9 protein-coding genes are annotated in these 15030 nt (G+C 49.1%); 8 read left to right on the plus strand and 1 reads right to left on the minus strand.

Annotated elements, in window-relative coordinates; genetic code table 11:
* Positions 1–33: 33 nt before the first annotated feature.
* Together JUB14_RS09245 and JUB14_RS09250 are read left to right on the plus strand one after the other, a co-directional pair.
* On the plus strand, positions 34–2727 hold the full coding sequence (locus JUB14_RS09245) for an MGH1-like glycoside hydrolase domain-containing protein (protein ID WP_207505572.1): 2694 nt from the start codon (positions 34–36) through the stop codon (positions 2725–2727).
* A gap of 71 nt (positions 2728–2798) precedes the next feature.
* The gene (locus JUB14_RS09250) at positions 2799–4562 is read left to right on the plus strand and encodes a phospho-sugar mutase (protein WP_207505573.1); all 1764 of its coding nucleotides are present in this window, start codon (positions 2799–2801) and stop codon (positions 4560–4562) included.
* Between the two features lie 64 nt (positions 4563–4626).
* On the opposite strand, the gene JUB14_RS09255 is transcribed toward JUB14_RS09250, so the two are convergent.
* Positions 4627–5664 carry a Gfo/Idh/MocA family oxidoreductase gene (locus JUB14_RS09255; protein ID WP_207505574.1) on the minus strand — a complete coding sequence of 346 codons (1038 nt, stop codon included), beginning with the start codon at positions 5662–5664 and terminating at the stop codon, positions 4627–4629.
* 310 nt (positions 5665–5974) lie between these two features.
* Here JUB14_RS09255 and tsaE point away from each other — a divergent pair, with 310 nt between their 5' ends.
* From tsaE to JUB14_RS09285, 6 genes are all read left to right on the plus strand, one after another.
* Positions 5975–6448, plus strand: a complete 474-nt coding sequence (gene tsaE / locus JUB14_RS09260) for a tRNA (adenosine(37)-N6)-threonylcarbamoyltransferase complex ATPase subunit type 1 TsaE (RefSeq protein WP_207505575.1) — start codon at positions 5975–5977, stop codon at positions 6446–6448.
* Positions 6430–7656, plus strand: a complete 1227-nt coding sequence (locus JUB14_RS09265) for an alanine dehydrogenase (protein ID WP_207505576.1) — start codon at positions 6430–6432, stop codon at positions 7654–7656. Before tsaE ends, JUB14_RS09265 begins: the two co-directional genes overlap by 19 nt.
* Positions 7657–7701: 45 nt before the next feature.
* Entirely contained in the window at positions 7702–8106 is a 405-nt protein-coding gene (locus JUB14_RS09270; RefSeq protein WP_207505577.1) for a hypothetical protein, read from the plus strand.
* A gap of 286 nt (positions 8107–8392) precedes the next feature.
* Positions 8393–10066, plus strand: a complete 1674-nt coding sequence (locus JUB14_RS09275) for a hypothetical protein (protein WP_207505578.1) — start codon at positions 8393–8395, stop codon at positions 10064–10066.
* Between the two features lie 271 nt (positions 10067–10337).
* Complete coding sequence (locus tag JUB14_RS09280; RefSeq protein ID WP_207505579.1) at positions 10338–13379, plus strand: SusC/RagA family TonB-linked outer membrane protein; 3042 nt, start codon at positions 10338–10340, stop codon at positions 13377–13379.
* 39 nt (positions 13380–13418) lie between these two features.
* Entirely contained in the window at positions 13419–14999 is a 1581-nt protein-coding gene (locus tag JUB14_RS09285; RefSeq protein WP_207505580.1) for a SusD/RagB family nutrient-binding outer membrane lipoprotein, read from the plus strand.
* The last annotated feature ends 31 nt before the right edge of the window (positions 15000–15030 follow it).

The raw sequence follows: 15030 nt of genomic DNA on the forward strand, positions 1-15030 counted from the left end.
TTATTAACAGGAATAGGAATAACCAAACGCAATATGGCTAATGGCGCAGAAAAAGTAAGGCTAGCTCTACAGAAGGAGAATAAGGGTTGGAAAAAATGGGGTCCCTACTTATCCGAACGCCAATGGAGTACCGTACGGGAAGACTACAGTGGCAATGGCGACGCCTGGAGCTACATTACACATGAAATGGCTCGCTCCAAGGCCTACCGATGGGGTGAAGAAGGAATTGGTGGTTTCTCGGATAACAAGCAACATATATGCATGGGGTTTGCGTTCTGGAACCACCGGGATAAGTTTCTTAAAGAACGTCTATTCGGCCTTACCAACCGCGAGTCCAATCATGGCGAAGATGTAAAGGAGATGTACTACTACCTGGATAGTACTCCTACGCATTCGTACATGAAAATGCTCTATAAGTACCCTCAGCAGGCCTTCCCTTATGATAAGTTGCGCCAGGAAAACGCTCGACGTGGCAAAGCCGATCAGGAGTATGAGATCATGGATACCGGTGTATTCGATGAGGATGACTACTTCGATATATTTATGGAATACGCCAAAGCCGATCAGGAGGATCTTCTGATGCGGGTGACGGTGCATAACCGCGGGCCAAAGGACGCTCCCATCACGGTGCTGCCTACCATATGGTTCCGCAATACCTGGTCGTGGGGCTATGAGGCCTTCAACTACAAGCCCATGATGAACGGTATCTCTAACCGGCTGATCGAGGTGACGCACCGCAAGCATGGTAAGTTTAACCTCTACCTGGAGGATGCTGACCAGCTCCTTTTCTGCGAAAACGAGACCAACTTCAAGAAGCTCTACGGTACTAATAATACGACTGCCTATCCAAAGGATGGCATCAATGACTACATAATCAGTGGCCGGAAAACAGCTACCGTTAATCCGAATCAGATAGGTACCAAGGCGGCGGGTAGTTTTACCCGAATGGTGCCAGCCGGAGAAAGCGTAACGATTCGTATTCGGTTGGTGAATCAGACCAAGTCGGAACCTTTCAGTGGATTTGATGATATTTTTGCCAAACGTATCCGGGAGGCGGATGAATTTTATGGCGATCTGCAGAAAGATGTAGATGATATAGAGCTGTGTTCTATTCAGCGGCAGGCCTACGCGGGTATGCTATGGAGCAAGCAGTTTTACTACTACAATGTATACGAGTGGCTGAAAGGCGACCCTTCGCAGCCGGAGCCGCACCCCTCGCGCAATTGGGCACGTAACTCATCCTGGCGGCACCTGTATGCGGCGAACTTGATCTCGATGCCCGATAAGTGGGAGTACCCGTGGTTTGCGGCCTGGGATCTGGCTTTCCATTGTATACCTCTGGCGCGGGTAGATGCGGACTTCGCTAAACGCCAGCTCGAAATCCTGCTCCGTGAGTACTACATGCATCCCAACGGGCAGATACCGGCCTACGAGTGGAATTTTTCGGATGTAAATCCGCCCGTACATGCCTGGGCTACCTGGAAGGTGTACGAGATAGACCGCGAGCAGAATGGGGGAGTAGGGGACATAGAATTCCTGGAAAAGATATTCCATAAGCTCCTGCTGAACTTCACCTGGTGGGTCAACCAGAAAGACGAGACAGGCAACAACATATTCAGTGGTGGCTTCCTTGGGCTTGATAACATCGGGGTATTTGACCGCTCTACGCCCATGCCTTTTGGTGGGAAGCTGGAGCAGGCCGACGCGACCGGCTGGATGGCCATGTATACCCTTAACATGCTGCGTATCGCGGTAGAGATATCGCTGAAGCAGCCTGTGTACCAGGACATGGCCTCTAAGTTCTTTGAGCACTTCCTGCACATAGCCGGTGCCATGGAATCAATGGGGGGCGAAAATCTTACCATCAGCCTGTGGGACGAGGAAGACCAGTTCTACCACGACGTCATTCACATTCCCAACGGACAAAGTATCCTGCTCAAGGTACGTTCTATCGTAGGACTTATTCCGCTCTTTGCCGTTGAGATCCTGGATCCGCAGATGCTTGACAAACTACCTGTATTCAAACGCAGGGTAGAGTGGGTAATAGCCAACCGACCCGATCTGGCGCGCCTGATATCGCGATGGTTTGAGTCCGGTAAAGGGGAGAACCGTCTGCTTTCGATCTTGCGGGGACACCGCATGAAGATGATGCTGAAGCGGATGCTCGACGAGCAGGAGTTCCTTTCGGACTATGGTGTACGGGCGCTCTCCAAGTACCATAAGGATAATCCTTACAAGTTCTTTATTAATGGTGAGGTACTGGAGGTGGAGTATACCCCGGCCGAAGCCCTGACCGATATTATGGGTGGTAACTCCAACTGGCGGGGGCCCATCTGGTTCCCCCTGAACTACCTGATCTTTGACTCCCTGCTCAAATTCCACTCCTACTACGGGGATGACTTTGAGGTAGAGTACCCTACCAATTCAGGCAACCTGACTACTATTAATAAGGCGGCCATGGGTATTGCCGACCGCCTGATCAATATTTTCAGACGTGATGAAAATGATCGCCGGGCTGTTTATGGTGATTGTGAAAAGCTTCAGAATGATCCTCACTTCCGCGATCACATCCTGTTCTATGAGTACTTCCACGGAGACAACGGGCGAGGCTGTGGAGCCAGTCACCAGACCGGCTGGACGGGGCTGGTAGCTGAGCTGATCCTGCAGGTAGCGCGTTCCGGGGAGATTTCACAGCCAAAATCTGAGATGATGTTGGACAAACATTAAATATTAAGTTTCTTTACCCGGTTTAAATATCCAACCATAACGCATACACTCATAACACATCTTCCGATCACATGGCCGTACAACTTGAAAGTAATGTTCTGGATAAAGTAAATTCCTGGCTTAATGGTAATTATGATATTGATACCAAGGCCGAAATCCAGGATTTGATTGATAATGAAAAGACGACTGAACTCACCGACGCTTTCTATAAAGATCTTGAATTTGGCACTGGTGGTTTGAGGGGGCTGATCGGCATTGGGTCCAACCGCATGAACCGCTATACCATCGGAGCGGCTACGCAGGGGCTTGCCAACTACCTCAACAAAACATTTGCCGGCGAAATGATCAAAGTAGCCATCGCGTACGACAGCCGTATCAAGTCCGATGAATTCTCGCGTATCACGGCGGATATCTTCTCGGCCAATGGCATCAAAGTATACCTTTTTGAATCACTGCGTCCTACGCCTGAGCTGTCTTTTGCCATTCGGCTACTGGGCTGTCACAGTGGTGTAGTGGTGACTGCTTCGCACAATCCCAAGGAGTACAATGGCTACAAAGCCTACTGGGTAGATGGCTCACAGGTAGTAGCTCCGCACGACAAGAATATCATCGATGAAGTAAATGCTATTACTTCAGTGGATGATATCAATTTTGATGGTGATGATTCACTGATTGAAATCGTCGGTAAGAATGTTGATGAAAAGTACCTGGACCAACTCCTGTCACTATCGATTTCCAAAGATGCGATCAGCCGTCAGAAGGCTTTGAAAATCGTATATACTCCCATTCACGGTACAGGTATTACGCTGGTGCCACAGTTGCTGCAGCGTATGGGTTTTGAAAATGTAACGGTAATCGAAGAGCAGGCCGAGCCACAGGGTAATGGTCAGTTCCCGACTGTAGTATATCCTAATCCGGAAGAGACCGAAGCTATGAGCATGGCTATGGAAAAAGCCCGTGAGATAGACGCTGATCTGATCATGGGGACTGACCCTGACTCAGACCGCGTAGGGATCGGTGCCAAGAACCAACATGGCGAGCTGCAACTACTTAATGGTAACCAGACCGCCAGCCTGCTCATCTACTACCTGCTAAATGCCTGGAAAGATGCGGGCAAACTAACCGGTACTCAATTCGTTTGTAAAACCATTGTAACTACTGACCTGATTGATCGTATGGCTGAGGCTTACGGGGTGAAGTGCTACAACACTCTGACCGGCTTTAAGTACATCGCGCAGGTGATCCGTGAGAAGGAAGGAATAGAGCAATTCATTGGTGGTGGTGAAGAGAGCTACGGCTACCTGATCGGTGATGCCGTTCGGGACAAAGATGCCATTGCTTCCTGCGGAATGATCGCTGAGCTAACGGCTTATGCCAAGGATAAAGGCCTGAGCCTGTTCGATATGCTCATGGAAATCTACAAGCAGTTCGGGTTCTACTACGAAGGCTTGATCTCGCTGACCAAGAAGGGTAAGTCAGGAGCGGATGAAATCCAGCAGATGATGGCTGATTTCCGCACTAGTCCTCCCAAGACGCTGGCCGGTTCGGAAGTGATCCGTATGGATGATTACAAAGCACTTACTACGACCGATCTTCGTACGGGTAACAGAGAGGAAATACCTTCCGGAGAGATGGGTATTGAGCCTTCAAACGTACTCCAGTTCTTTACTGCCGACGGTACCAAGTTTACATGTCGTCCGTCAGGTACTGAGCCTAAGATCAAGTTCTACGTGGGAGTACGTGCCGCATTAGAAAGCAACGAAGACTTTGATGCCGTATACGATAGCCTTAAGCAAAAGGTAAAATCAATTGGCGAAGAGCTGGGGCTACAATAACAGTCCAATCCCGCTCGAATAGATTAGTCCTCCGGGGTATTGGCCCCGGAGGATTTTTTTTATTTTATACAGGCAAAATCGTTCTGTCGCGGCTGCTTTGCCAGGCCAGGTCTATTACCCGGGTGGTGAGGAGTACCTCTTCCGGCTTTACGGCAGGTTCAGATTTATTCACGATTACATCATATAGGTTGTCGTAGTAGGGCATATAGTTGCCGGGCAGGCTCTTGTGTACGCCGGTATAATCTTCGGAAGAGAGGTGTCCCCAGCGATCCTCGGGCTCTTCACCCCAGGGAGTAGTGTCGGGTAGTACATCCTTACGCAGCGTTTCCTCCTGTACATCCAGTCCGGTTTTAATAAATGAGCCGGCGGTTCCGTGTAAGGTGTAGCGTAAGCTATTGTCATAAACCATCAGGCTGGACTTCAGCTGTACGCTCTTATCAGAGTAGTGCAGTCGAATCGAGAAGAAATCATCAATCAGGCTACCATCACGCAGGGTTTTTATCTCAGCCGATACTGCTTCGGGTTTTCCAAATAGCGCCAGGGCCTGGTCAACCAGGTGTGGTCCCAGATTATACAGGTTTCCACCTCCGTCACCCGATTGCTCCTTCCAGGTATTGGTAACCGGAACGGGACGGTAGCGGTCGTAGCGGCTTTCAAATTCAACAATTCGGCCAATAGTACCCTCGTCAATGATCTGCTTGATGGTCAGGAAGTCCGAATCCCAGCGGCGGTTCTGGTAGGCAGTGATCATGAGGCCTTTCTGAGCGGCTAGTTCAACCAGTTCGCGTGCTTCCTGCTCAGTATTGGCAAATGGCTTCTCGATCACCACGTGCTTACCTTTTTCAAGCGCAGCTTTAGCGTAGTCAAAGTGGGTGTCGTTGGGGGTACAGATAAATACCAGATCTATGGCCTCGTCGGCCAGTAGCTCATCTACCGACCGTACCGTTTCTATGGATGAGTCAAACTCCTGAGCCTCATTCTTACTTCGCTCCACTACTTTTTTTAACCGGAAACGAGGATTTACCGAAAGAAAGGGAGCATGAAAGTAGCGCCCCGATAGACCAAAGCCGATAAGGCCAACTTGTAGTATTCTGTCTGACATTTTATAGTATAGGTTAGTATGAGTTAGTGAGTGGTACAGTTGATAAAGCAGGTACTACCCTGCATATAACAGTGCCTTGCCCGTAAAACTACGGGAATTATGGAATTACAGCGAGCTCTTCCACTATAAATAGGTAGGTGTAATGCTATGGTTCGAAGTGTACTACTGCTTCTTCAGGAGGTCATCAAACGTTATTTTTAAAGGCAATACTGCTGAAGTTGTTTAGGGTACTGGTAGCCTAATCAGGCCATATGCTGGATCAGTTACAAGGGGTAGAGCTTTCGTGGCAAAAAAATCATACTTTTGCGCTATGAAAGCCCCTGACGTCACTATCCGGTTCAAGGATCTGTCTGAGTTAGATTCTGTTGCTTCCCAGCTACTAGCGGTAGGGAATGAGGTACCTGTGTGGCTATTTGAGGGGACCATGGGAGCCGGAAAAACTACCATTATTAAAAAACTTTGTAGTCAGTTAGGGGTTGTTTCAATTGTACAAAGCCCTACTTTCGCTTTGGTTAATGAATACGTGACGGATCAGGAAAGAGTAATCTATCACTTCGATTTTTATCGGATCAAAAACGAGGAAGAAGCTCTTGATATGGGAGTTGAAGAATATTTCTATTCTGGTGATTTTTGTTTTGTGGAGTGGCCCGGAAAAATTGCTTCCCTATGGCCATCCAGCTATATGCTTGTTGATGTCACTTCCGACGAAGACGGAGAACGTACCGTACAAGCCACTATCATTTCTAACGAATTAAATGCTACGCAATGGGACAGCCTCAGGTAACAGGTTTTGAAGAATTAGCCAAACAAACTGTCCTGTACCCTCAGGAGTCGCTGGCGGCGGTTAAGACCAATAATAACTCGCTGCACATCGGACTCCCCCGCGAAATATCTCTGCAAGAAAACCGGATTGCTCTGACTCCCGACGCGGTGTCAATTCTGGTCAGGAACGGGCACGATGTATGGGTAGAAAAAGGAGCCGGTGAAGAAGCCAATTATCCCGACCACGAGTATAGTGAGGCCGGAGCCCTGATCGTACCGGGTCCCGAAGATGTGTACAAGTCCAGCCTTATTCTGAAAGTAGAGCCCCTGGTTGAAGAGGAGTTCAAGTATATAAAGTCCGGTTCGACCGTAATCTCGGCGCTTAATCTGCCCAGTCTTGAAAGGGGGTATTTCGAGAAGTTGAACCAGAATAAGATTACCGCCATCGGGTACGAAATCATAGAAGATCAGGTGGGAGGTATGCCCGTAATCCGGGCTATGAGTGAAATTGCGGGGAGTGCAGTACTGCTTATTGCAGCCGAATACCTGAGCAATGTAAACGGTGGACGCGGTGTAACGCTGGGAGGTATTACAGGAGTACCACCCACCAAGGTAGTTATACTGGGTGCCGGTACGGTAGCCGAATACGCCGCCCGGGCAGCTCTGGGTCTGGGAGCTGATATTAAGGTATTTGACAAGCATATATACCGGCTTCAGCGTCTGAAGTACGCCGTAGGGCAGAACCTGTATACCTCTATCATTGACTCCGATACCCTGACCGAGGCTATCAGCCGGGCCGATGTGGTGATAGGAGCTATGCGAGGGGAGGATGGATGGAGCCCCTGTGTGGTCACAGATGAGATGGTGTCACGAATGAAACCGGGCTCTATCATTATAGATGTCAGTATTGACCAGGGAGGCTGTTTTGAATCATCCCGTATGACGACGCACCGGCAGCCGGTTTTTCGTCACCATGGTATAGTCCACTACTGTGTACCTAATATTCCCTCACGGGTAGCGCATACGGCCAGTGCCGCTCTGAGTAATATATTCTTACCTTTTTTACTGCAGACAGGTACTATAGGAGGGATTGAGGAAATGATTTATGCCAATAGATGGTTTATGAAAGGGGTGTACAGTCACAAAGGAACCCTTACTAATTCATCCATAGCACGTAAGTACAACATGCGTTACAAGGACCTGACCCTATTGCTGGCAGCCCGCATGTAAATAATGAAAGGTACTTAGCAGGTGCTCTAAACATAAGCTAACACTATGATTAACCATAGCAACGAAAATGTATTGATGGATGATGCCAACTCGCCGGAAGTAAACAAACGGCTTCTGGGGATGGTATCGGAGGATTTTGTGAAAGTGGCCGATCAGCTAAAAGAGGCTTCTTATCAGATCAGGAAACGAGGTTTTTCGGAACATCCTGTATTTGTAACGTCCAGGGACCAAATGGAACTGGGTGTCCTGCTGCTCGGGGCGAATGACCTTACCAATCAGTGGAACTACCGCGCCAGCTTTTTGCAGGAGTTCATTGACCGTAATCTGGTTGGGAAAGAGTCCGAAGAGTTATTCAAAGAAAATTACAGGAATGCTGATGAATATTGTTGCCTCTTTGTAGTCAATGGCGACTTTGCCGGTTTTATCTTTGTTCCGTATCCGGAAGATTAGCAGGCGACAGATCTTGTTATATTATAAATAGGTATGATCATTCAGACGAAATCACTCTAAGGCAGATACAGTATGTATCTGCTTTTTTAGTGAGTACCATTACCTATACCATATCTATCCCATACAGCTTACCTTTGCAGGTACATAGGTAAGATGTAAATACAGCAAGGTACAATAAGAGGGGAGAGAGGGGCAGAATGAAGAAGGAAAGCTCTTGCCGGACCAGATTGATTATTATTAATAGCTACTAAACACTTTATCGACTTTGATCCTAAAAGGAAATACAATGAATAGTAAACCCAAATCTTTCCTTCTTTCCATTGCCATACTGTTTCCTGTTGTTATTTACCTCATCTATGTTATTGCCAACGCCGTTCCGGTCTTCTTCGCGGATGATTTTCACCTGTTAAAAACCATAGTATGGGGGCAGGAAGCTCCAACCCTTTCTGAAAAATACATGCTGCTGATCCAGCAGCACAACGAGCACCGTATCCTGATTCCCCGCCTGCTCACCTGGGTGGACTACCTGCTGGAGGGGAGTATCAACTGGGTAAGCCTAATTGTATTTGGTAATCTCCTCTGGATCGGTACCCTCTGGTTTTTCTGGAGGGCCTTTAAGGCATTAGATGTACCCTACTGGTTGTTTATCCCCCTGCCCTGGATCCTGTTCCAGCCACAGTACTATGATAATGTTACCTGGACCATCAGTATCCTGCAGCAGTCGGTGATTGTGTTCTGGTTTAGTCTGATTGCTTTTCTATGCGCACAGGGCAAGTACCGCTGGGCCGTGGCCGTAGCGGTATTGGCGACTTTTACGCATGGCAATGGTATATTTAGCTTTGTGGTGATAGGCGCCATAATAGTACTTGAGCGCAAGTGGAAAGAAGCCATCATCTGCTTTGTGGTGATGGTACTGGTAGCTCTGCACTATTTCTGGGATTTCGGGAAAGGTCCTAATGCCGACTTCATGCGCAGCCTTTCCAATCCGGTACGTCTGGTGGCTTCGTTCTTCGCCTTCTTTGGTACCATGACCAAGGTACTCCTTGCCAATCCGCTCTATGCCGCAGCACTGGGGGCGGTACTGTTCCTGATCCCGGCCTTGTACCTTTTGCCCCGATTTTTTACAGTATTTCGAAAGCCGCTGTCCCTTACCTTCTTTGATAAGATCCTGCTGGGTAACCTGCTGTTCCTGGCTATTACCGGTGCCCTGGTGAGTGTGTCCAGAAGCTGGGGAGGCATTGAGACAATTATAGCTCCCCGGTACCAGCACTACTCGCCCTACGTGAGTGCCTGGACGTACCTGGTGTTGGTCAGGCTTACCGCAGGATATCTCCGCAATGCTGTGGGGCTGGTGTTCTTGCTGGGAGGTATAGCGTTTAATGGATTAGCCTACTTTGTATATGATCAGGAGATCAAACTTCGTCGTAATTGGTTGCTGGCTGATGATACCAACTGGACCAACCATAAGCGGTTTCTGCAGTACAATGATTTCTTCAATGATAACGTCATCAATGAGTACAGTCAGGCCCAGTCCCGGGGCATCTGTACGACCAGGAGTCACTTCAAGCCACTCGGTACGTATAACCTGGGGAGTAGGGTAGTGCCCATTGATTTTTCAACCAATGAGTTTGTGATGGAAGCGGCAGACTGGCGCGAAGAGCATCAGAATCTGCGAATTACCAACACCACCCTGGAGGCAGACCATGTTTTTCTTTGCTTCAAGTCTAATAACCGGAAGGAGTACTGGGTGCCCGTACAGAAGTATAGGACTTCTGTTATGAACTTCCTGACCACCGGTAGCCACTACAAACCCGGCTTTATTACGGACCTATTACCGGAGAACTTAGCCCCGGCTGAATATCGTATAGGAGTATTGGTTGGAAACACTTTTTACTGGACTGATTCGAGAGTAGTTATTCAGGCGGATAAAAGTGTTTTAATAAAAAAAGGTACTATCTAAGATCTGTAAAATTTTATTCTGTTCTTGATTAGATAGAGTGACTTGCTCTTACTGTGTTACCTAAAATATCTAGTGACTCATTTGGCTGCTGATGAAGATGCTGCTCCTTTGCGTTTTGAAGCTAATGTTAAATAAATTGTATTATTCGAAGTGATATTGCGCTCAATGTGTTACTAAAACACGAATGATTTGTAATAAAAATTAATTTGTTGTAACTGGTTATGTAAATATTTAATTTTCATACCAGTCTTAACAAATCCTTCGAATATCTATGTCCAAAAAACTACCTCTAAGGTTGCTCTTATGTCTATGGGCAACCTTTTTTGTTACTCATCTATTTGCCCAGGATCGACAGATCGCTGGACAGATCCGGGATGAGGGTGGCTCCGGTATGCCGGGTGTGAGCGTACTTGTAAAGGGTACCAACCGAGGTACTACTTCTGATGCAGATGGTAATTTCACAATTGGGGTAGCTGGTAGCTCCGCTACTCTGGTTTTTTCATCGGTTGGGTATGAAACCAAAGAAGTACCCGTCACAGCTTCGACCTCTACTCTGAACGTGACCATGTCACCGGATGTAAGGAATCTGGGTGAGGTAGTAGTAACGGCTCTTGGTATCGAACGTAGTGCCAAAACACTGACCTACTCAACCCAGCAGATAAGTGGAAAGCAGCTTACTGATGTACGTGATGCTAACTTTGTGAATACGCTTTCCGGTAAAATCGCCGGGGTGGTGATCACACAGGGAGCTTCCGGCCCCGGCTCAGCTACCCGCGTAACGCTGCGTGGCAACCGCTCAATAAGTGGTAACAACAACGCCCTGTTTGTAGTAGATGGAGTACCTATCGATAACACCGTACAGGGGCAGGTAGGTAGTGACTTCGGAGGAATTAACGGTAGTGATGGAGCAGCCAACATCAACCCGGACGACATCGAGTCGATGAACGTACTGAAAGGAGCGGCCGCGGCTGCGCTTTACGGTAGCCGGGCTGCCAATGGTGTGATCATGATTACAACCAAGAAAGGTAAGGCCGGACGAGTATCCGCCGACATCAACTCAGGGGTAGTAGTAGAATCACCCTTCCTGTTGCCGGCGCTTCAGAATACGTATGGCCAGGGTAATGGCGGGGTAACCAGCGACAGAGCCAGCGGCAGCTGGGGAGCCAGAGGTACTACCTATCCTAATAACATCAGCGACTTCTTCCGGAACGCTATTTCGACCAATAACTCCATAGGAGTAGCGGGTGGTACTGACAATGTACAGACCTACCTGTCGTACACCAACAACTACAACCAGGGTCTACTTCCCAATAATGATCTGTCGCGTCATACGCTGAACCTGCGTATCAATTCACAGATCTCGAAGCGTCTATCTACAGATGCCAAGATCACCTACACCAATCAGGTGATCAATAACAAGCCCCGTTCGGGTGAAGAGAGCGCGGTAGTAATGAACCTGTACAAGATACCCCGCAGTGTAGATCTGAACCAGTACCAGAATTTCCAGGATGAGAATGGCAATCCGACTTACTGGACCACCTCATCTATCTACATGAACCCTTACTGGACCACCAACAAAACCTCAGATCTGGAGCGTCGTAACCGTACCATCCTGTTGGGATCGGCCAAGTACCAGCTGACTGACTGGCTGAATGTCCAGGGACGGGTAAGCTTCGACCGCTACGACGACCGCTATAACCGCAGCTGGTCTGACCGTACCCTTCTCTTTGCCGGACCCGGTGGGTCGTACCAGGATTTTACCAACGATGTACTGGAACGTAACATGGACGTAATCGTATCCGGTAACAACAATATTGGTCAGGATATCAACATCTCGTATAACTTCGGTGCGGGTCAGACTTACAAGAAGTTCTCGCAGGTAGGAGCCAACGCCAATGGTCTGCTGGTACCTAATAAGTTTGACTTGTCTTTTGCGAGAGCGCTTAGCCAGATTGCCGGCTTCTCCGAAAAGGAGTTGCAGTACGTATTTGGTACGGCTACGTTCACGTACAGAGACTACCTGACGCTGGATATGTCGGCCCGTAACGACTGGTCGTCGACCCTGCCTGCTCCTCACTCGTATTTCTATCCTGCCTTTGGTGCTAACTTCATCCTGTCGGATGCTATGCAAATGCCGGATTGGGTAAGCTTTGCCAAGGTACGTGGTTCATGGGCTCAGGTAGGTAACGATACAGATCCGTATCTGATCGCCCAGACTTACTCATTCTCACAGGGTGGTACAGGAGGTTTTATTTCAAGAGACCCGACACAGCCTGCAACTAGCCTTAAGCCTGAAATATCGTCATCAACTGAGTTTGGGGTAGACCTGCGCTTCTTTGGTGGCCGTCTGGGTATTGATGCTACCTACTACAACAGCAACACCGTGAACCAGCTACTGACACTAGGTCTGGCGCCTGCCTCAGGTTTCTCTAACCAGTTTATTAACGCCGGAAAGATCAATAACAAAGGTCTTGAGTTTACCATCACCGGTAAGCCTTTGCGGAGTAACGATCTCAACTGGGACATGACCCTGAACTACGCCCGTAACGTCAACACCATCGTCGAGCTGCATCCTGATATTAAAGTTGCATTCCTGGCCGGTGGATTCGGTCGTACGGCTGGTCCGGTAGTAGCGGAGGGGGGGTCATACGGTGATCTGTACGCGCAGCGCTGGAAGCGTGATGAACAGGGACGTTTTGTGGTGGATGCTAACGGTAAGCCCGTAGCTACTTCCAACGAGAAGATTGGAAACTTTAACCCTAAGTTTACCCTGGGCTTCAACAACTCATTCAGCTACAAAAACTTCGTCGCCAGCTTCCTGATCGATGGTCGCTTTGGTGGGGTGATGACCTCAGGTACCCAGGCTAACCTGGCTTTTGACGGTAATGCTGACTATACCCTGGCCAACCGTGAGGGAGGTTGGGTACTGCCAGCCGTGACCGCATCGGGCGAAACCAATACCAAGGCCATTGATGCTGAGACCTTCTGGACTACGGTATCGGGTGGTCGTTACTCGTGGGGTGAGTTCTTTACCTACTCAACTTCCAACGTTCGTCTGAGAGAGTTGTCGGTAGGTTATTCGTTCAGAACGCCAGACAACTTCTTCATCAAGAATGCCCGCCTGTCGCTGGTAGCGCGCAACCTGTTCTTCCTGTACCGTGGCTATGCTACCCTGGACATCCCGGGTGTTGAGAAGCGTAAGCTACCGTTTGATCCGGATGTGAACATCGGTGCCGGTAACTTCCAGGGAGTTGAGTACGGTAACCTGCCTTCCTCGCGTACCGTGGGTCTTAACCTGAAGCTAGGGTTCTAATTATCTATCTGTGCCAAAACATTGTCAATAAAGAGTTTTATGAAACTACTACATAAGAAAAGCTTTCTCAAAATAGCAGCCATGGGCCTAATGGTGAGCTCTGCCGGACTCTGGTGGGGCTGTACAGAGCATTTTGAGGAAATGAATACCAGCAAGACCAAGCTGACTTCGCTGGGTAAAGATGAGCTACCCTTCCTGTTTTCACGGGCGGAGCAGCAGGCCTCTTACGCCGGAGGTACCTATCAGATTGCCCAGAACCTGTTCGCTGATCTGTACGCGCAGTACTTTGCGACTTCCGCTACCTACTTCCCCTCGGACCGCTACGTAATGCGCTTTGACTGGCTCACTGGTCACTGGAACCCGATCTATACGCAGGTAGTACCTCAGCTCAAAACCATCATGAGTTCGGTAGAGCCGACTTCTGCGGAGTATGCACTCACTGACATCATGTGGGTATTCGCGTTCCACCGCCTGACTGACTACTACGGTCCCATCCCTTACTTCGATGCCGGTGAGCCTGCCCGCTCCGTCAAGTACGACCCACAGGATAAGATCTACGAAGACTTCTTTAAGCGCCTGGATGCGGCTACTACCATACTGAAAGGTAAAACAGCCGAGAAGCCTTACGGTAACTTTGATCTGATCTACGGCGGCGACGTCAACAAGTGGATCAAATTTGCCAATACGCTTCGTCTGCGTCTGGCTCTGCGTATCTCTAAAGTGAATCCGGCTGAGGCTAAGAAACAAGCTGAGGCAGCCTACGCGGGTGGCGTAATGACAGACATGGCTGATGCCGCTTTCATGGTGAAAAATCTGGCTGGAGACGACCACAACGGTCTGGGGCGAATCGCTATCTGGAATGAGTTCCGGATGAGTGCTTCCATGGAGTCAGTACTGAAAGGCTACGATGATCCCCGGATTGGTATCTACTTCCAGCCTGCTACGGCTACCGGTACCTATGAAGGGTTGCGTAATGGCTTACTTCCCGCTCAGCTCAACCAGGCTGGTAACGGCAATAATGATAACTCTAACGTAGGTACCCGCTGGGCTACCGGTAGCGGTGCCGCTTGGACCAGCCAGCTCACTGTACCTCAGGATATCATACATACCTCAGAAGCGTATTTCCTGCGGGCCGAAGGAGCCCTGAACGGCTGGAACATGGGTGGTACTGCTCAGGAGCTGTACGAGGAGGGAATCGAGATGTCGATGCGTCAGTGGGGTATTACTAACGATGCGGCTATTCAGGCGTACATTAATAGCTCTAAAACCCCCGTTGCTCCCGGCGATCCTTTGAACTCCCCGGCTCTGTCCAACATACCAGTGAAATGGGATCCGGCCTCAACCGAAGCCGTGAAGCGTGAGCAGATCGGTACGCAGAAGTGGCTGGCACTGTACCCGGATGGTATCGAAGCCTGGGCTGAGTTCCGTCGTACCCGCTATCCCAAGCTGTACCCTGTCGTAAGTTCAGATAACGCCGATCTGCCAGCTGGCAGCTTTATTCGTCGTATTCCGTTCCTGGATCTTGAAAAACAGACGAATGGTGATGCGGTGAAGGCGGCCGAAGGTCTGCTGAACGGACCCGACAAGGCCAGTACGCCTTTGTGGTGGGATAAGAACTAACAGCCTACTTATCAACAAGGATTTATAGCAA

Source organism: Telluribacter humicola (assembly GCF_017355935.1).
GTDB lineage: Bacteria > Bacteroidota > Bacteroidia > Cytophagales > Spirosomataceae > Telluribacter > Telluribacter humicola.

Bases quoted from the DNA above. Each gene is read 5' to 3' on its own strand.
- JUB14_RS09255 (WP_207505574.1), bottom strand. From the start codon at position 5,664: ATGTCAGACAGAATACTACAAGTTGGCCTTATCGGCTTTGGTCTATCG.
- JUB14_RS09280 (WP_207505579.1), top strand. From the start codon at position 10,338: ATGTCCAAAAAACTACCTCTAAGGTTGCTCTTATGTCTATGGGCAACC.
- JUB14_RS09270 (WP_207505577.1), top strand. From the start codon at position 7,702: ATGATTAACCATAGCAACGAAAATGTATTGATGGATGATGCCAACTCG.
- JUB14_RS09265 (WP_207505576.1), top strand. From the start codon at position 6,430: ATGGGACAGCCTCAGGTAACAGGTTTTGAAGAATTAGCCAAACAAACT.
- tsaE (WP_207505575.1), top strand. From the start codon at position 5,975: ATGAAAGCCCCTGACGTCACTATCCGGTTCAAGGATCTGTCTGAGTTA.
- JUB14_RS09245 (WP_207505572.1), top strand. From the start codon at position 34: ATGGCTAATGGCGCAGAAAAAGTAAGGCTAGCTCTACAGAAGGAGAAT.
- JUB14_RS09250 (WP_207505573.1), top strand. From the start codon at position 2,799: ATGGCCGTACAACTTGAAAGTAATGTTCTGGATAAAGTAAATTCCTGG.
- JUB14_RS09275 (WP_207505578.1), top strand. From the start codon at position 8,393: ATGAATAGTAAACCCAAATCTTTCCTTCTTTCCATTGCCATACTGTTT.
- JUB14_RS09285 (WP_207505580.1), top strand. From the start codon at position 13,419: ATGAAACTACTACATAAGAAAAGCTTTCTCAAAATAGCAGCCATGGGC.